This is a genomic window from Deltaproteobacteria bacterium, from assembly GCA_009930495.1.
Taxonomy (GTDB): Bacteria; Desulfobacterota; Desulfovibrionia; order Desulfovibrionales; family Desulfomicrobiaceae; genus Desulfomicrobium.
The window spans coordinates 15,456-32,062 of record RZYB01000003.1; the positions used below are offsets into that span (position 1 = coordinate 15,456).

Sequence of the window (16,607 nt, forward strand, 5' to 3'; positions counted from 1 at the left end):
TCGAATCCCACCGCGCGTCATTTGCCCACGAGGAATCACATGTCTCTACAGTGTCACATCGCCGGCCTGGGTTTGTATTTGCCGCGGACCGTCGTCACCAACGCGGATCTCGAGCGCATGGTCGACACGACCGACGAATGGATCCGCACCAGATCCGGCATCCTTACCCGACATTTTTCCCAGGATGACGAGCCCTGTTCGATCCTGGCCTTCAAGGCCGCCGAAGCGGCCCTGGCCGACGCGGGCATGGTGCCCGGGGATCTGACCCATATTTTCGTGGGCACGTTTTCCGGGGACTACAATCTCCCCTCCACGGCCTGTCTGCTGCAAAATCATTTGGGCCTGCGCGGCATTCCTTCCTTTGATTTGGCCGCGGCCTGCTCCGGCTTTTTGTACGGACTGGAAACAGCACGGGCGTACGCCCAGCTCCACCCGGACTGCAAAATTCTTGTCGTCGGCAGCGAAATGACCACGGCCCGCGTCAATTTTCAGGACCGCACCACCTGCGTGCTTTTTGGAGACGGCGCCGGCGCGGCCATTATCACCGGGGCCGAACATCCGACTTCGGTCCAGGTGGTTGATTGCCTGCTCAAGGCGGATGGCTCCCTGGGCGACCTGCTCACGGTCCACGGCGGAGGATCGGTCTGCAAGCCCGTGCTGGGTCAGGCCATCGGCGAGGAATACTTCATCCAGATGAACGGTCGCGACGTGTTCAAACACGCGGTGCGGTTCATGTCCGACATCTCCTCGACCCTGCTGGAACGCAATGGCCTCGAAACATCCGCCATCGACCTGTTCATCCCCCACCAGGCCAACATCCGCATCATCGAGGCCATCGCCAAGAAACTCGATGTCGGCATGGACAGGTTCTACGTCAACGTGGACAGAATCGGCAACACATCCGCGGCATCGGTACCCATTGCCCTGGCCGAGGCACGGGCCACGGGTCGCATCCAACCGGGGATGAAAGTGCTCCTGGCCGCCTTTGGAGGCGGCTTCACATGGGGCTCGGCCCTGTTGCAATTCTGAGGGTGATTGCGTAACCAAGCAGCTCCCATTTTCCAACCATGCATGGCGAGGTGATCATGAGCGAACTGACCAGGACCGCCCTGGTAACCGGCGGCACCAGAGGGATCGGCAAGGCCATTGTAAAAAAACTTGCAGGCCTGGGGTACCAGGTTTATTTCACCTTCGTCAGTCGTCCAGAGCTGGCGGAGTCCCTGTGCGCCGACATCGCGGCCACGGGTGGCCATGCCATGGGCTTCCAACTTGACGCCAGTGACTGGGACGCCGTGGCCCATTTTTTTTCCGAACAGATCAAGGACAAGGTCCATCTCTCGGTGTTGGTCAACAACGCCGGGATCACCAAGGACGGGCTTTTGGTCCGCATGAAGCGCGAACACTGGGAGCAGGTGCTGACCGTCAACCTGACCGGGGCCTTTGTCTGTCTGCAACAGGCCGCCAAGATCATGGTCAAGCAGCGGGCCGGTCGCATCGTCAATATCAGCTCCGTGGTTGGACAAACCGGCAATGCCGGCCAGATCAACTACTGCGCGTCCAAGGCGGGCATGATCGGCATGACCAAGGCGGCCGCCCAGGAACTGGCCTCGCGTGGCATCACCGTCAACGCCATCGCCCCGGGTTTCATCGAAACCGACATGACCGAAACACTTCCCCAGGAGGTACGCGCCAAATACCTCGAACGGATCCCCCTGGGCAGCCTCGGTTCGGCCGAAAACATCGCCGATGCCGTGGCCTATCTCGCATCCGACCAGGCGTCCTACATCACTGGTCAGGTGCTCGGAATCAACGGCGGCCTGTCCATGTAGCCGGATTCCATCCCATCACGCATACACACACTTTGGAGGAACAACATGTCTATTGAACAAAAAGTTAAAGAACTGGTGGTCGAACAGCTGGGCGTTTCCCCCGACGAGGTCAAGCCGGAATCCTCCTTCGTGGAGGCCCTGGGCGCCGACTCCCTGGACCTGACCGAGCTGATCATGGCCATGGAGGAAGAATTCGACATCGAAATCGATGACGAGGACGCCCAGAAAATCGCCACGGTTCAGGACGCCATCAACTACATCAAGGCGAATTCCTAGCCCTGTTTCGCGCGAGTCACAGCACGGTACCTCGCGCAGGCCAGGTACCGTTTTTTTCATGCATAGCCGTTCGCATCCCCGCGGACGACATTTCACGGGAAGATCATGATTGGAAAACGCGTTGTCGTGACCGGACTTTCGGCCCTGACTCCCATTGGCAACACCGTTCAGGAAAGTTGGGACAATCTCGTTGCCGGCGTGTGTGGCATTGGCCCCATCACGCTTTTCGACTGCTCGGCCTTTGAAACCCGCATCGCCGGCGAACTTAAAAATTTCGACCCAACCGCGTACATGGGCGCCAAGGATGCCAAGCGGATGGATCGCTTTATCCAAATCGCCGTGGCCGCTGGCAAACAGCTCATGGACAGCTGCGGTCTGGGCATCACCGAGGACAACGCCGCCGACGTGGGTATCATTCTTGGCTGCGGCCTTGGCGGGTTATCCACCATCGAGGAGTTCCATTCCAAGCTGCTCCATTCCGGTCCGCGCCGGATTTCGCCATTCTACATTCCCATGCTCATCGCCAACATGTGCGCCGGACAGCTCTCCATCCTCACGGGCGCCAAGGGTCCCAACCTGGTCACCACCTCGGCCTGCGCCTCGGCGACCCACGCCATCGGCTACGCCTTTTCCGACATTAAACTCGGGCGGACAAAGGCGTGCATCACAGGCGGCGTGGAATCGACCATCACGCCCATGGGCGTGTCCGGCTTCAACGCCCTCAAAGCCCTGTCCACGGCCAACGACACGCCGCAGGCCGCCAGCCGCCCCTTCGACGCGGAGCGGACCGGGTTCATCATTGGCGAGGGCGCGGGGCTGCTCTTGCTCGAGGAGTTGGAGCACGCCAAGGCGCGCGGCGCGACCATCTACGCCGAGATGATCGGCTATGGGGCTTCGGGGGACGCCTACCACATCACCGCGCCCGAGGACTCCGGCACGGGCATGTCCCTGGCCATGCGCGGCTCGTTGCGCGATGCCGAATGCGCCCCCACGGACATTGACTTCATCAACGCCCACGGCACGTCGACCAAGCTCAACGATAAAACCGAGACCAAGGCCATCAAACTCGTGTTCGGAGACCACGCCTACAAAATGCCCATCACCGCCAACAAAAGCATGATCGGCCACCTACTTGGGGCGGCAGGCGGCGCCGAAGCGGTATTCACGACCCTGAGCCTGCACACGGGCATCGTGCCTGGAACGATCAACCAGGACAATCCGGATCCGGATTGCGACCTCGACTATGTCCCCAACGCCAGCCGCACGGTGAACCCGACGGTCGGCATGAGCAACTCGTTTGGATTTGGCGGCACCAACGCCTCCATCATCCTGCGCCGATTCGAATAACCGCCGCGACCAACGCGACGCACTCCCCGGGAGGAACCATGGACGAACTCACTCGTCAGGACCCGCAGATAGCCAAAGCCATTCAGCTGGAAACCAACCGCCAGATCACCAAGCTCGAACTCATCGCCTCGGAAAATTTCACGTCCCACGCGGTACGCCTCGCCATGGGCAGCGTCATGACCCACAAATACGCGGAGGGCTATCCGGGCAAGCGGTACTATGGTGGCTGCGAATTCGTGGACATGGCCGAAAATCTGGCCATGGAACGGGCCCGGCAGCTGTTCAAGGCCGAATACGCCAACGTCCAGCCACACTCCGGGTCCCAGGCCAACATGGGCGCCTATTTCGCGGCCATTGAACCAGGGGACACCATTCTCGGCATGAACCTGTCCCATGGCGGCCACCTCACCCACGGCAGTCCTGTCAATTTTTCCGGCAAGCTCTACAACGTCGTGTCCTATGGGGTCGAAAAGGAAACCGGGCAGATCAATTACGAAGAAGTCGAGTCCCTGGCCAAGGAACACCAGCCCAAGCTGATTATCGCCGGAGCCAGTGCGTATCCACGCATTCTGGATTTCGCCCGTTTTCGTGAAATCGCGGACAGCGTTGGCGCCAAACTGCTCGTGGACATGGCCCATATCGCCGGTCTGGTGGCCACGGGACTGCATCCCTCGCCCATCGCCCACGCCCATTTCACAACCACGACGACGCACAAGACTCTGCGCGGCCCACGCGGCGGCATGATTTTAAGCTCCGAGGAATTCGGCAAGACGCTCAATTCCCAGATTTTTCCCGGCATCCAGGGCGGACCGCTGATGCATGTCATCGCCGCCAAGGCCGTGGCCTTCGCCGAAGCCCTGAAGCCCGAGTTCAAGGACTATCAGCAACAGGTACTGGTCAACGCCCAGACCCTGGCCGAGGAACTGACCGCCGCCGGGTACAGTCTGGTTTCGGGCGGCACGGACAACCATCTCATGCTCATGGACCTGACCCCCCAGGACATCACCGGCAAGGATGCGGAAATCGCCCTGGACAAGGCCGGCATCACCGTCAACAAAAACACGGTTCCCTTCGAGACGCGCTCGCCCTTCGTCACCTCCGGTGTGCGGCTCGGCACTCCGGCCCTGACCACGCGGGGCATGAAGGCCGATGACATGCGCAAGGTGGCCAAATGGATCGTGACCGTCTTGCAAAACCTGGACAACGAGACCACGTTGGGCGAGGTTCGTCGGGAAGTGGAAAAATTCGCGGGACAATTTCCGCTTTTTGCCTGGTAACATCCACCCTGCATCCGGATTCCCCCAACCACAGGGCCACGTTCGCGGCCCTGTGGTTGATTCGTTTCCACCGAGGCGCTCATGGACAACCGTATCCCCTGGCCCGACTACTTCATGAACATCGCCTATCTCGTGGCGGAACGTTCGACCTGCCTGCGACGCAAGGTCGGGGCCCTGGCCGTCAAGGACAAACGCATCCTGGCCACGGGCTATAACGGCGCTCCGGTCGGGTTGACCCATTGCCTGGAAATCGGTTGTCTCCGGGAAAAGCTCGGCATCCCCTCGGGACAACGCCACGAACTCTGTCGCGCCCTGCACGCCGAGCAGAACGTCATCATCCAAGCCGCGGTGCATGGGGTCAGCATCGTCGGAGCGGACATTTTCTGCACCACCCAGCCCTGCATCCTGTGCGCGAAAATGCTCATCAACTGCCGCATCAACGCCATCTATTTCGCCGAGGGCTACCCGGACGACATGTCCAGGGAAATGCTTGAGGAGGCCAATATCCCCTTTATTCGCCTGGAACGAGGTTCCCATGACCAATGACACGCGATTCATGGACAAGGCCATTGCCCTGGCCGAACGAGGACGGGGCAAAACAGCGCCCAACCCCTGTGTCGGGGCCGTTCTGGTCCGTGACGGCAGGGTCGTGGCCAAAGGCTGGCACACGGCCTGCGGCAAGGCCCACGCCGAAGTCGAGGCACTGCGCGATGCCGCGACCAAAGGCGTGGATCCGGCCGAATGCACCCTGTACGTGACCTTGGAGCCGTGCAACCACCATGGGAAAACCCCGCCCTGCACTCAGGCCATTCTCGCTGCCGGCATCAAGACCGTGGTCATTGGTTGTCTGGACCCGAACCAAAGCGTTACCGGTGGCGGCAAGGAATTTCTGGAAGGCCGGGGAGTACATGTGCGTGCTGGCATCCGCCGTCAGGCCTGTACCGACCTTATCGCCGATTTTCGGATTTGGCAGGACACGGACCGCCCCTTTTCCATCGTCAAGCTGGCCGTCACCCTGGACGGCAAAATCGCCACCCGCACAGGGCATTCGGCCTGGATTTCTGGTGAAAGATCCCGCGCCGAAGTGCACAAGCTGCGGGCCTGGTGTGGGGCGGTCATGATCGGCGGTGCCACGTACCGCGCCGACAACCCCCGCCTGACCTGTCGCATGGACGGTCACGTTGGCCCGCAACCCCTGGCGGTTGTTGTTTCCCGGACGCTGCCGGATGAACAGCACCAGTCTGCCCTGCTCGCCACCAGACCCGGGGATGTCGTTTTCTGGACCACCGAAGCCGAAAGCCGTTCCCGCCGGGCGACCTGTCTGGCCGACCTCGGGGTTTCGGTCTGGGGTTTGCCGGGCCGCGACGACGGGTTGGATCTGACCGAGGGCATGCGCCTGCTCCGCCGGGAAAAAGGCTGTCTGTATGTTCTGACCGAAGGCGGCGGGCATCTGGCTGCGTCCCTGCGAGCCCAAGGGCTGCTGGATGAACTGCGTCTCTTCCAGGCCATGAAGATCCTCGGCGACGAACAGGCCAGATCCGGATTCGCCGGCCACGTCGCCATGACCATGGACGACGCCTGGAATTTCCGCCTTGTCGAGCACCGCATGATCGGCCAGGACCACTATCTCAGGCTGCGGCCCAAGGAGTAAGGCAATGTTCACCGGCATCATCCAGGGTATCGGACGCGTGGCCGGCATGGACCGACGCGGCGGCGAAACCCGCTTCACCATCCGACCGGATTTTCCGCTGCGCGACTACCAAACCGGCGAATCCATCGCCGTCAACGGAGTCTGTCTGACCGTGGAAACCTTTGGCCAGGGCTGGTTCACGGCCTACGCATCGGCCGAAACCCTGTCCGTGACCAACCTCGGCGCCCTGGGGCCTTCATCCCCGGCCAACCTGGAACGGGCCCTGGCCATGGGCGATCGTCTGGGCGGACACATCGTTTCCGGTCATGTGGACTGTCTGGCCACGGTCGCGTCCATCCAACCGGCCGGGGAGTCACGCATTTACCGCTTGGTATTCGATCCCGCCTTCGGACGTCAGGTCATCCCCAAGGGCTCGGTGGCCCTGGATGGCATCAGCCTGACGGTCAACGATTGCGGTCCGGACTATTTGGAAGTAAACGTCATCCCGGCCACGCAGCAGGAGACAACCATCTCCGGCTGGAGTCCGGGACAGCGGGTCAACATGGAAACCGATGTCATCGGCAAATACGTCCAGCGCATGCTCGGTCCCTGGACCGGCGCTTCCACCCCTGCCAAACCATCGGCCATTACCCCGGATTTTCTGAGAGAACACGGATTCTGATCTGTCGGGAATCCGAACACGCGAGGAACTCATGCCCAAATGCACGGCCGAAGAGGCCATCAAGGAAATAAAGGAAGGTCGGATGATCATCCTGGTGGATGACGAAGACCGCGAGAACGAAGGCGATTTGACCATTGCCGCCGAAAAGGTCACGCCCGAGGCCATCAATTTCATGGCCAAATACGGCCGGGGCCTGATCTGTCTGGCCCTGGAACCGGCCCTGGTCGACAAGCTCCAACTGCCGCTCATGGCCAAACGCAACACGTCCAAGTTCGGCACCAATTTCACAGTGTCCATCGAGGCCAAACAAGGCGTGACCACGGGCATATCCGCCCATGACCGGGCCCTGACCATCCAGACAGCCGTGGCCGATGCGACCACGCCCGAGGATATCGCCACGCCCGGACACATCTTCCCCCTGCGGGCCAAGCCCGGCGGGGTATTGGTCCGCGCCGGACAAACCGAGGGTTCCGTGGATCTGTCCAGGCTGGCGGGTCTCAAGGGCGCGGCCGTGATTTGCGAAATCATGAACGACGACGGCACCATGTCCCGCATGCCCGAACTGCGCAAATTCGCCGAGGAGCACGACATGAAGATCGCGACCATCGCCGATCTCATCGCCTACCGCTCGCGCAAGGATTCCCTGGTTCGACGCGTGGCCGAGGCGCGCATGCCGACCTGCTATGGCGAGTTCACCATCATCGCCTACGAAAACGACATCGACACCCACACCCACATCGCGCTCGTCAAGGGCGAATTTTCCGAGGACAAACCCGTCCTGGTGCGCGTGCACAGCGAATGCCTGACCGGCGACGTGTTCGGGTCCATGCGCTGCGACTGCGGCAGCCAGCTGCAGCGGGCCATGCAGATGATCGATCGCGAGGGCGAAGGCGTCATTCTGTACATGCGCCAGGAGGGCCGGGGTATTGGCCTGGGCAACAAAATCAAGGCCTACCATCTTCAGGACGAAGGCCGGGACACGGTGGAGGCCAACCTGGAACTGGGCTTTGCCCCGGACCTGCGTGACTATGGTCTGGGCGCGCAGATACTGGTTGACCTGGGCGTGAAGCGGATGCGTCTCATGACCAACAATCCCAAAAAAATCATTGGTTTGGAAGGCTACGGTCTCAAGGTCGAGGAACGGGTGCCCATCGAAATCCCGGCCTGCGACGAAAACAAATGTTATCTGCACACCAAATTCGCCAAGCTCGGACATCTGCTGCACCTGGATGCCGAGTCGGACAAATAGCCGAGGACACGTCATGCCGCACATCAAAACCATCGAAGGCCTCCTTCAGGCCCAGGATCTGAAATTCACCATCATTGCCAGCCGTTTCAACGACTTTGTCGTGGACCGACTGGTGGGCGGCGCCGTGGACTACCTTGTCCGTCACGGCGCGGACCGGGCCAACATGACCCTCATCCGCGTGCCCGGGGCCTTTGAACTGCCACTTGTGGCCAGCAAGGTCGCCAAATCCGGCCAGGCCGATGTCATCATCTGTCTGGGCGCCGTCATTCGCGGAGCCACCCCGCATTTCGACTATGTCTGCGCCGAGGCGACCAAGGGCATTGCCCATGTCTCCCTGGAAACGGGCGTCCCCATCGGCTTTGGTCTGCTGACCACGGATTCCCTGGAACAAGCCATCGAACGCGCCGGCAGCAAGGGCGGCAACAAGGGTGTCGAGGCGGCCGCCGCTGCCTTGGAAACCATGCGCGTCCTGCAGCAGATATAGAGGCCCGTCCGTGAATCAAAATCGCCGGCACCAACGCCGTTTCGCCTTTCAGGTCATTTATTCCCTCAACTTCACCAAAAGCATGTCGAAGGATCTGTTGGCGACATCCTTCGACAACTTCTGGTCCGAGGAAGAATTCGACGTGGAGCCCAGGGACTCCTTCGCCTGGGCCCTGGCCGAAGGGGTGTTCAACAACTACGACAACCTCGACGCCATCATCACCAAACACTCCCAACACTGGAAACTGAACCGCATCGCCAAGGTCGAACTGACCATTTTGCGGCTATCCCTCTACGAAATGCTTTTTTGCCCGGACATCCCCTTCAAGGTGGCCATGAACGAAGCCATAGAATTAGCCAAGGATTTCGGGGACGACAACTCCAAGACCTTTGTCAACGGCGTCCTGGACGCGGCTGCCAAGGACGCGGAACGAAACGAAGCCTAACCCCCGACATTCCGGGCACACCACGCGAGGACAGCATGGCGCACTACGATTTCAAGCATATCGAGGAAAAATGGCAACAAGCCTGGGTGGATCAGGCCTGTTTTCGAACCGATCCGGCCAAGGACAAGGACAAATACTATGTCCTGGAAATGTTTCCGTATCCGTCCGGACGCATCCACATGGGCCACGTGCGAAATTACTCCATCGGCGACGTGGTGGCCCGGTACAAACGGATGCGCGGATTCAACGTCTTCCATCCCATGGGCTGGGACGCCTTTGGCCTGCCGGCCGAAAACGCGGCCATCAAGCACAACACCCACCCTGCCAAATGGACCTATGAAAACATCGCCTACATGCGCAGCCAGCTCAAGCGCCTGGGCTATTCCTACGACTGGGACCGGGAAATCGCGACCTGTCACCCCAAATACTACCGCTTCGAGCAGGAATTTTTCCTCAAATTCCTCAAAAAAGGGCTGGTCTACCGCAAAAAAGCTCCGGTCAACTGGTGCCCAAGCTGTCACACGGTTCTGGCCAACGAACAGGTCGAGGACGGTCTGTGCTGGCGTTGCGATTCCGAAGTCCAGCAAAAGGAACTGTCCCAGTGGTTCCTGCGCATCACCGACTACGCCGAGGAGCTTCTGGCGGATCTGGACAAGCTGTCCGGAGGCTGGCCGGAACGCGTCCTGACCATGCAGCGCAACTGGATTGGCAAGAGCGTGGGCGCGGAATTGTCCTTCGCCGTCAAGGAGCTGGACGAAAAAATTTCGGTCTTCACCACCCGCCCCGACACCATTTACGGCGCGACCTTCATGAGTCTGGCCCCGGAACATCCGCTGGTGTCCACGCTTATCGCCGGTACTGGCCAGGAAACCGAGGTCATGGCCTTTGTCGATCGCATCGCCAAAATGGACCGCATCGTGCGCACGGCCGAGGACCTGGAAAAGGAAGGCGTGTTCACGGGCCGCTACTGCCTCAACCCGGTCACGGGCCGGGAAATGCCCATCTATGTCGCCAATTTCGTGCTCATGGGCTACGGCACGGGCGCGGTCATGGCTGTTCCCGCCCACGACCAGCGCGATTTTGAATTCGCGGCCAAGTACAATCTGCCCAAAATCGTGGTCATCTCCCCCAAAGAGGGACACCTGGACCCGGCAACCATGACCGAGGCCTACACCCAGGCCGGCGTCATGACCAACTCCGCCGAATTCGACGGCATGGATTCCGAACCGGCCAAAAAGGCCATCGTGGACATGCTCGGGACCAAAGGTCTGGGCAAACCCACTGTCAACTACCGCCTGCGGGATTGGAACATTTCCCGCCAGCGGTACTGGGGCGCGCCCATCCCGGTCATTTACTGCGACGACTGTGGCATTGTCCCGGTTCCGGAGTCGCAGCTTCCGGTGGAGCTCCCCCTGGACGTCCAGGTCAATCCGGACGGCCGCTCGCCCCTGCCGGCCTGCGAGTCCTTCGTCAACGTGGCCTGCCCGATCTGCGGCAAGCCGGCCCGGCGCGAGACCGACACCATGGACACCTTTGTCGAATCGTCCTGGTATTTCTGCCGGTACACCGCGGCACGCAATGAAGACGCGGCCTTTTCCCCCGCGGACACGGACTACTGGATGCCGGTCGATCAATACATTGGCGGCATCGAACACGCTATTTTGCACCTGTTGTACTCGCGCTTCTTCGTCAAGGCCCTGCGCGACGAAGGCTATCTGGGCTTCGACGAACCATTCCAAAACCTGCTGACCCAGGGCATGGTTCTTTTGGACGGCTCCAAAATGTCCAAATCCAAGGGCAACGTGGTCGATCCGGACGAAATGATCGGCAAATACGGGGCCGACACCGTCCGTCTGTTCTGCCTCTTTGCCGCGCCTCCGGAAAAGGATCTGGAATGGAACGACAAGGGCATCGAGGGGGCCAGCCGCTTTCTGAACCGCCTCTGGCGTCTGGTGGACGAACTGGAAAACGCATTGCTCCCGGTTGGCCCGTGCGCCACGGTTGAAGGGATCTTGAGCGAGGCCGAGGCCGACCTGCGGCGCAAGGAACACGACACCGTCCGTCGTGTGGAACGCGACATTGAAAACAAATTCCAGTTCAACACGGCCATCGCGGCCATGATGGAATTGGTCAACGCCCTGTACACCGCCAAGGATGACCTGCGCGGCACCGAAAACGGCCGACGGCTCCTGTCCTCGGCCATTTCCTCCCTGCTGGTGGCTCTGTCCCCCATTGCCCCGCACATCTGCGAGGAACTGTGGGCGCGCATGGGCTATGACCGGAGCCTGGCCACGGAACCCTGGCCGGCCCATGACCCGGAAGCGCTCAAAACCAGCGAGGTGACGGTGGTCGTGCAGGTCAACGGCAAACTGCGCGGGCAGATCACCGTCGCGGCCGATGCCAGCGCGGAGACAATCCAGGCCAAGGCCTTGGGAGATCAAAATGTCGAACGGCACATCGAGGGCAAAACCATTGTCAAAGTCATTGTCATCCCCGGCAAGCTGGTCAACGTGGTGGTCCGCTAGGATTCTTGGGGCGATCCTTGTGGTCGCCCTCCTTGCCACGGCCTGTGGCTACCACCTCACGGCCCAGGAACCCATTGTCCTGCCCGAGGACAGCACCAGGCTTTTCCTGACAAACGTGACCAACCCGACCACCGAAAGCTGGATGGATCCCATGTTGCGCACCGCCCTGCGTGACGAATTCACCCGCCGGGGCAAGGTCACGTGGGTGGAGCGGGAACACGCCGAGGCCACGGTCACGGTAGCGGTCACGTCCTACAGCTCGTCGACCGCCCTCACCGGTCAGGATGATCAGACCCTCAAATCGGCGGCCACCATCAACCTGACGGTCAATTTCTACAACGCCCGCACCAACGTCCTCATCTGGACCTCTGGCCCGGTCGTGGCCAGTGAATCCTTCCGTGGCGCCAAGACCAAACGCGACGCGACCCAAAAGGCCGTGGAGCTGGCCATGCGCATGGTGGCGGACCGCATGAGCCAAAACTTCTGACGCGACCATGGCCAAGCACGGCTTTTCCTTTCTTGTCTGCGCGGACACGGAACTGATCAAGGACCGGGTCGCAGACCTCCTGCACGACTCTGGGGGCTTCGCGGCCAAATTTTTTTGGGGTGACGAGGAGTTGCCGGCCGAATACTGGCAGGCCTTGACCGTGCCGGCCATGATGGCTCCACCCACCGCCGTGGTCCTGCGCCGGGCCCAGGAGCAAGGCGAGGAGTTCTGGTCCAAGGTGTCTTCGATCCTGGCCATGGCCCGCTCGTCCATCTGGCCCATGTTTTGCCTGGAAGGCGAGTGGAAGGCGGGCAAGCCGGCCGTGGCCAAGCACATCACCAAGGGAAAATACTGGGCCGTGGCCCAGTCCAAGGGCTGGATCTGGGAGCATCCGGGCCTGTCCCGCAACACTATCGGACAGGAATTGGACCGGTTCGCGGCCAAAAATGGCCGCGCCCTGGCACCGGGGGTCAAAAAACACCTGGGCGAGGTTCTCCCGCTCGCGACCATTGCCCTGCGCAACGAGCTGGACAAGATCCTTCTTCGGGCCGGCGACGCCACGACCATCACCCTGTCCCACCTGGACGCCCTGACCCAGGAAGAAGCATTCGACATCTTCGCCTTCCTGCGCGGCCTGCAACACCCCAATGGTCGCCGCGTCGCCTGGGACCGCGTTCTCAACGACCCGGCCATGGCCAGCGGCGACATGATCTTTCCCATCTCGGCCCTGCTCGTGCGCGAAGCACGCCAGCTCTGGCATCTGGCCCACGGCGAGGACTCCAAGGTAAGCCTGCCTCCCGGCATGAAAGCGGACAAGAAAAAGCTGGCCCAGCGACTGGGTCCGGCCCGCATCGGTCGCTTTTGGGATCTGGCCCTCAAGGCCGACACCGATATCAAAACCGGACGCGTCAAGCCGTTCCAGGCCATGGAAGCTCTCATCCGCGACGTGCAGCGTCTATGGTGAACCCGCCCGGCAACGATGGCCACCGCGCCCGCCTGCGGACCCGGCTGGCCAAAAATCCCCAGGACCTGGCCGACTACGAACTCCTTGAACTGTTGCTGGCCCACGCCCTCCCCCGCAAGGACACCAAGCCCATGGCCAAGGCCTTGCTGGCCCGGTTCGGCTCCATGGACGAGGTTTTGCGGACCGATCCGGACCGCCTGACCGAGGTCCAGGGTCTGGGCCAGGGCGTGGCCATGTTCTGGCGCTTGCTCCAGGAATGTCACGCCCGCCGCGCCCAGGACTGCGTCCGCGACAAGGTCAAATTTTCCTCTCCCGAACAAGTGCGGAGCATGGTCTGCGCGCGTCTTGGCCACCTCGCCAAGGAAGAATTCTGGGTCATTCTGGTGGACAACCAAAACCGTTTGATCAATTTCGAACGTGTTTTCAGCGGCACGGTGGACCAAACCGCGGCCTACCCACGCGAAATCCTCGAATTGACCCTGCGCCACAAGGCCAGCGGCCTGATTTTGGTCCACAACCACCCCGGTGGCGATCCCACGCCCTCCGTTCAGGATAAAAATCTGACTGAATCTGTTTCCAGGGGCGCCAAAGAGCTTGGAATCCGTCTGCTGGACCATCTTATTGTCACGGGCGAGACCTATTCCAGCTTCCGAAGCCTGAATTTGCTCTGATTTTCGCCTCGTCGAGGGAAAAAACCGCTTTTTTCCCTTGCCTGCCCCTTGAATCGACTTATACTTGTCTCACTTTTCGCGAATCCAGACCATTCGCGCCCCCCCTATCACGAGGAGAAACCCATGAGCGACGAACACACGCCCGCTTCGGAGCAAAATACCCCCCCGACCACCGAACCGACGGAAAACGCCAGTGCCGAGGGCGCCATGGAGGAAGCGGATATTCCGACCACCCTGCCCTTGCTGGCCGTGCGGGACATTGTCGTTTTCAATTACATGATCCTGCCCCTTTTTGTAGGGCGTGAAAAAAGCGTCCAGGCCGTGGATGCGGCCTTGAACAGCAACCGGTATATCCTGATCTGCACCCAAAAAGACGAAAGCGTCGACGATCCAGGTCCGGACGACCTCTATCAGGTTGGCACGGTGGCCATGATCATGCGCATGCTGAAAATGCCCGATGGCCGTCTCAAAGTTCTGGTCCAGGGGCTGACCCGGGCCCGGATCACGAACTTCGTCCAGCACGAGCCCTATGACACGGTCGACATCGAACTCATCGACGAGCTGGTCATGGAAAACCCCGGCCCCCAGGAGGAGGCGTTGTTGCGCACGGTCAAGGAACAGAGTGAAAAAATCCTGAGCCTGCGCGGCATCGACTCCACCGAAATCATGAACGTGCTCAATTCCGTCAACGAGCATGGCCGGCTGGCCGATTTGGTGGCCTCCAACCTGCGCATGAAGGCATCCGAGGCCCAACGCATCCTGGAAAGCCACGACCCCATCGAACGCCTGAATCTGGTCAACACGCAGCTGGTCAAGGAAGTCGAAGTGGCCTCCATGCAGGCCAAGATCCAGTCCATGGCCAAGGAAGGCATGGACAAGGCCCAACGCGAGTATTTCCTGCGCGAGCAATTAAAGGCCATCCGTCGCGAACTCGGCGACAAGGGTGGCGAGGGCGAGGAGATGGAGGAACTGCGCTCCACCCTCAACTCCCTGGGCCTGCCCAAAAAAGTCAAAAAGGAAGCCGACAAGCAACTGACACGCCTGGAATCCATGCACCCGGACAGTTCCGAGGCCACGGTCCTGCGCACCTATCTGGACTGGATCATCGACCTGCCCTGGAAAAAAACCTCCAAGGACCGCCTGGACATCAAGGAAGCCGCCAAAATCCTCAACGAGGACCACTACAATCTGGAAAAGGTCAAGGAACGCATTCTCGAATACCTGAGCGTGCGCAAGCTGAACCCGTCCATGAAAGGCCCCATTCTGTGTTTTGTCGGCCCTCCCGGCGTGGGCAAGACATCCCTGGGCAAATCCATCGCCCGCTCCCTGGGGCGCAAATTCGTGCGCATGTCCCTGGGCGGGATGCGTGACGAAGCGGAAATCCGGGGCCATCGCCGGACCTACATCGGAGCCATGCCCGGTCGCATCATCCAGTCCATGAAGGACGCGGCGACCATCAACCCGGTCATCATGCTCGACGAAATCGACAAGCTCGGCAGCGACTTCCGGGGCGATCCGTCCTCGGCCCTCTTGGAGGTGCTTGATCCGGAACAAAACAATTCCTTCACCGACCACTACCTGAACGTGCCCTATGACCTGTCCAAGGTCATGTTCATCTGCACGGCCAACATGCTCGATACCATCCCCTCGGCCCTGCTGGACCGCATGGAGGTCATCCGCATCCCCGGCTACACGGAACAGGAAAAAATCACCATTGCCCGACGCTATCTGCTGACCCGTCAAATCAAGGAAAACGGTCTGACCAACGAAAACCTGATCGTGTCCGACGCGGTCTTGTCCGAAATTATCCGTGGTTACACGCGGGAAGCGGGCCTGCGCAACCTTGAACGTGAAATTGGCTCGGTCTGTCGCAAGTACGCGCGCAAGGTGGCCGAGGGCAAAAAAGGCCCCTTCCGGGTGACCAGCGCGGCCCTGGTCAAGCTCTTGGGGCAACCCAAGTTCATGGACGAGGAACGTGAGCAGACCATGCCTCCGGGGGTGGCTCTGGGTCTGGCCTGGACTCCGTACGGCGGGGAAATTCTGCACATCGAGTGCAGCCTGCTGCCGGGCAAGGGCAAACTGCTGCTGACCGGCAAGCTCGGCGACGTGATGAAGGAAAGCGCCCAGGCGGCCCTGAGCTTCGCCCGGACCAAAAGCGCGAGCCTGAACATCGCCGACGATTTCTTCGACACCCACGACATCCACATCCATGTCCCGGCCGGTGCCACGCCCAAGGATGGGCCGTCGGCTGGCGTGACCCTGTACACGGCCCTGGTCTCGGCCATCACCAATACGCCCATAGCCTCGGATATTGCCATGACCGGCGAGATTACCCTGCGCGGGCGGGTCATGCCCGTGGGCGGCATCAAGGAAAAAATCCTGGCCGCGGTCAGCCACGGCGTGAGCAAGGTGCTCATCCCGGCCAAGAACGCCCACGACCTGGACGAAATACCCAAGGACTTGCGCAAGCGCATCGTGGTCAAAACAGTGGAATGCGTGGACGAAATCTGGCCGGAAGTCCGGGTCCAGAAATAGCGTGGAATGCCTCTAAACGCGAAGCCCCGCCATCCAGCAAGGATGACGGGGTTCAGGCTGCTGCCAAAGTCATCTCAAAACCATCATCAAATGACGGTTGTTTTGCTATGAAAGCGGCTACGCAGCACAGGATCCAAACAACTGAAATACGAATTCGTCTGCATCGAGCGCTTGGTTCCGAAGGATCACCTGCTTCGCAAAATCAC

General features: G+C 60.7%; 16 protein-coding genes. All 16 read left to right on the forward strand.

Annotation, left to right across the window (positions count from 1 at the left end; translation table 11 throughout):
* Positions 1 to 39 precede the first annotated feature (39 nt).
* The 16 genes from EOL86_00810 (at position 40) to lon (ending at position 16,401) form a co-directional block, all read left to right on the forward strand.
* Positions 40 to 1,029, forward strand: a complete 990-nt coding sequence (locus EOL86_00810) for a ketoacyl-ACP synthase III (protein NCD24120.1) — start codon at positions 40 to 42, stop codon at positions 1,027 to 1,029.
* Between the two features lie 56 nt (positions 1,030 to 1,085).
* Entirely contained in the window at positions 1,086 to 1,829 is a 744-nt protein-coding gene (gene fabG / locus EOL86_00815; GenBank protein ID NCD24121.1) for a 3-oxoacyl-[acyl-carrier-protein] reductase, read from the forward strand.
* Between the two features lie 45 nt (positions 1,830 to 1,874).
* On the forward strand, positions 1,875 to 2,105 hold the full coding sequence (locus tag EOL86_00820; protein ID NCD24122.1) for an acyl carrier protein: 231 nt from the start codon (positions 1,875 to 1,877) through the stop codon (positions 2,103 to 2,105).
* A 105-nt stretch (positions 2,106 to 2,210) separates the two neighbouring features.
* Positions 2,211 to 3,452: a beta-ketoacyl-[acyl-carrier-protein] synthase II gene (gene fabF, locus EOL86_00825; GenBank protein NCD24123.1), complete on the forward strand. Its 1,242-nt coding sequence runs from the start codon at positions 2,211 to 2,213 to the stop codon at positions 3,450 to 3,452.
* Between the two features lie 38 nt (positions 3,453 to 3,490).
* A complete protein-coding gene (locus EOL86_00830) occupies positions 3,491 to 4,729 on the forward strand; it encodes a serine hydroxymethyltransferase (GenBank protein NCD24124.1) in 1,239 nt (412 codons plus the stop codon).
* An 81-nt stretch (positions 4,730 to 4,810) separates the two neighbouring features.
* Positions 4,811 to 5,275, forward strand: a complete 465-nt coding sequence (locus EOL86_00835) for a cytidine deaminase (protein ID NCD24125.1) — start codon at positions 4,811 to 4,813, stop codon at positions 5,273 to 5,275.
* Positions 5,265 to 6,380 (forward strand): bifunctional diaminohydroxyphosphoribosylaminopyrimidine deaminase/5-amino-6-(5-phosphoribosylamino)uracil reductase RibD, encoded by a 1,116-nt coding sequence (gene ribD, locus EOL86_00840; protein ID NCD24126.1) that lies wholly within the window; start codon positions 5,265 to 5,267, stop codon positions 6,378 to 6,380. The genes EOL86_00835 and ribD overlap by 11 nt, the downstream gene beginning before the upstream one ends.
* 4 nt (positions 6,381 to 6,384) lie before the next feature.
* Positions 6,385 to 7,041, forward strand: coding sequence for a riboflavin synthase (locus tag EOL86_00845; protein NCD24127.1), 657 nt, complete (start codon positions 6,385 to 6,387; stop codon positions 7,039 to 7,041).
* Between the two features lie 31 nt (positions 7,042 to 7,072).
* Positions 7,073 to 8,290, forward strand: coding sequence for a bifunctional 3,4-dihydroxy-2-butanone-4-phosphate synthase/GTP cyclohydrolase II (locus tag EOL86_00850; GenBank protein ID NCD24128.1), 1,218 nt, complete (start codon positions 7,073 to 7,075; stop codon positions 8,288 to 8,290).
* A 13-nt stretch (positions 8,291 to 8,303) separates the two neighbouring features.
* Positions 8,304 to 8,774, forward strand: coding sequence for a 6,7-dimethyl-8-ribityllumazine synthase (locus EOL86_00855; GenBank protein NCD24129.1), 471 nt, complete (start codon positions 8,304 to 8,306; stop codon positions 8,772 to 8,774).
* Between the two features lie 10 nt (positions 8,775 to 8,784).
* Positions 8,785 to 9,219 carry a transcription antitermination factor NusB gene (nusB, locus tag EOL86_00860; GenBank protein ID NCD24130.1) on the forward strand — a complete coding sequence of 145 codons (435 nt, stop codon included), beginning with the start codon at positions 8,785 to 8,787 and terminating at the stop codon, positions 9,217 to 9,219.
* Between the two features lie 35 nt (positions 9,220 to 9,254).
* Positions 9,255 to 11,744 carry a leucine--tRNA ligase gene (locus EOL86_00865; GenBank protein NCD24131.1) on the forward strand — a complete coding sequence of 830 codons (2,490 nt, stop codon included), beginning with the start codon at positions 9,255 to 9,257 and terminating at the stop codon, positions 11,742 to 11,744.
* Positions 11,662 to 12,231, forward strand: a complete 570-nt coding sequence (locus EOL86_00870) for a hypothetical protein (protein ID NCD24132.1) — start codon at positions 11,662 to 11,664, stop codon at positions 12,229 to 12,231. Before EOL86_00865 ends, EOL86_00870 begins: the two co-directional genes overlap by 83 nt.
* A 7-nt stretch (positions 12,232 to 12,238) precedes the next feature.
* Positions 12,239 to 13,195 carry a DNA polymerase III subunit delta gene (locus EOL86_00875; GenBank protein NCD24133.1) on the forward strand — a complete coding sequence of 319 codons (957 nt, stop codon included), beginning with the start codon at positions 12,239 to 12,241 and terminating at the stop codon, positions 13,193 to 13,195.
* A complete protein-coding gene (radC, locus tag EOL86_00880) occupies positions 13,189 to 13,866 on the forward strand; it encodes a DNA repair protein RadC (GenBank protein ID NCD24134.1) in 678 nt (225 codons plus the stop codon). Before EOL86_00875 ends, radC begins: the two co-directional genes overlap by 7 nt.
* 123 nt (positions 13,867 to 13,989) lie before the next feature.
* Positions 13,990 to 16,401 (forward strand): endopeptidase La, encoded by a 2,412-nt coding sequence (gene lon, locus EOL86_00885; protein ID NCD24135.1) that lies wholly within the window; start codon positions 13,990 to 13,992, stop codon positions 16,399 to 16,401.
* The last annotated feature ends 206 nt before the right edge of the window (positions 16,402 to 16,607 follow it).

What these genes read in the sequence shown, in the direction of transcription:
- EOL86_00810 (NCD24120.1), top strand. Translation starts at nt 40, where the DNA reads ATGTCTCTACAGTGTCACATCGCCGGCCTGGGTTTGTATTTGCCGCGG.
- fabG (NCD24121.1), top strand. Translation starts at nt 1,086, where the DNA reads ATGAGCGAACTGACCAGGACCGCCCTGGTAACCGGCGGCACCAGAGGG.
- EOL86_00820 (NCD24122.1), top strand. Translation starts at nt 1,875, where the DNA reads ATGTCTATTGAACAAAAAGTTAAAGAACTGGTGGTCGAACAGCTGGGC.
- fabF (NCD24123.1), top strand. Translation starts at nt 2,211, where the DNA reads ATGATTGGAAAACGCGTTGTCGTGACCGGACTTTCGGCCCTGACTCCC.
- EOL86_00830 (NCD24124.1), top strand. Translation starts at nt 3,491, where the DNA reads ATGGACGAACTCACTCGTCAGGACCCGCAGATAGCCAAAGCCATTCAG.
- EOL86_00835 (NCD24125.1), top strand. Translation starts at nt 4,811, where the DNA reads ATGGACAACCGTATCCCCTGGCCCGACTACTTCATGAACATCGCCTAT.
- ribD (NCD24126.1), top strand. Translation starts at nt 5,265, where the DNA reads ATGACCAATGACACGCGATTCATGGACAAGGCCATTGCCCTGGCCGAA.
- EOL86_00845 (NCD24127.1), top strand. Translation starts at nt 6,385, where the DNA reads ATGTTCACCGGCATCATCCAGGGTATCGGACGCGTGGCCGGCATGGAC.
- EOL86_00850 (NCD24128.1), top strand. Translation starts at nt 7,073, where the DNA reads ATGCCCAAATGCACGGCCGAAGAGGCCATCAAGGAAATAAAGGAAGGT.
- EOL86_00855 (NCD24129.1), top strand. Translation starts at nt 8,304, where the DNA reads ATGCCGCACATCAAAACCATCGAAGGCCTCCTTCAGGCCCAGGATCTG.
- EOL86_00865 (NCD24131.1), top strand. Translation starts at nt 9,255, where the DNA reads ATGGCGCACTACGATTTCAAGCATATCGAGGAAAAATGGCAACAAGCC.
- EOL86_00870 (NCD24132.1), top strand. Translation starts at nt 11,662, where the DNA reads ATGTCGAACGGCACATCGAGGGCAAAACCATTGTCAAAGTCATTGTCA.
- EOL86_00875 (NCD24133.1), top strand. Translation starts at nt 12,239, where the DNA reads ATGGCCAAGCACGGCTTTTCCTTTCTTGTCTGCGCGGACACGGAACTG.
- radC (NCD24134.1), top strand. Translation starts at nt 13,189, where the DNA reads ATGGTGAACCCGCCCGGCAACGATGGCCACCGCGCCCGCCTGCGGACC.
- lon (NCD24135.1), top strand. Translation starts at nt 13,990, where the DNA reads ATGAGCGACGAACACACGCCCGCTTCGGAGCAAAATACCCCCCCGACC.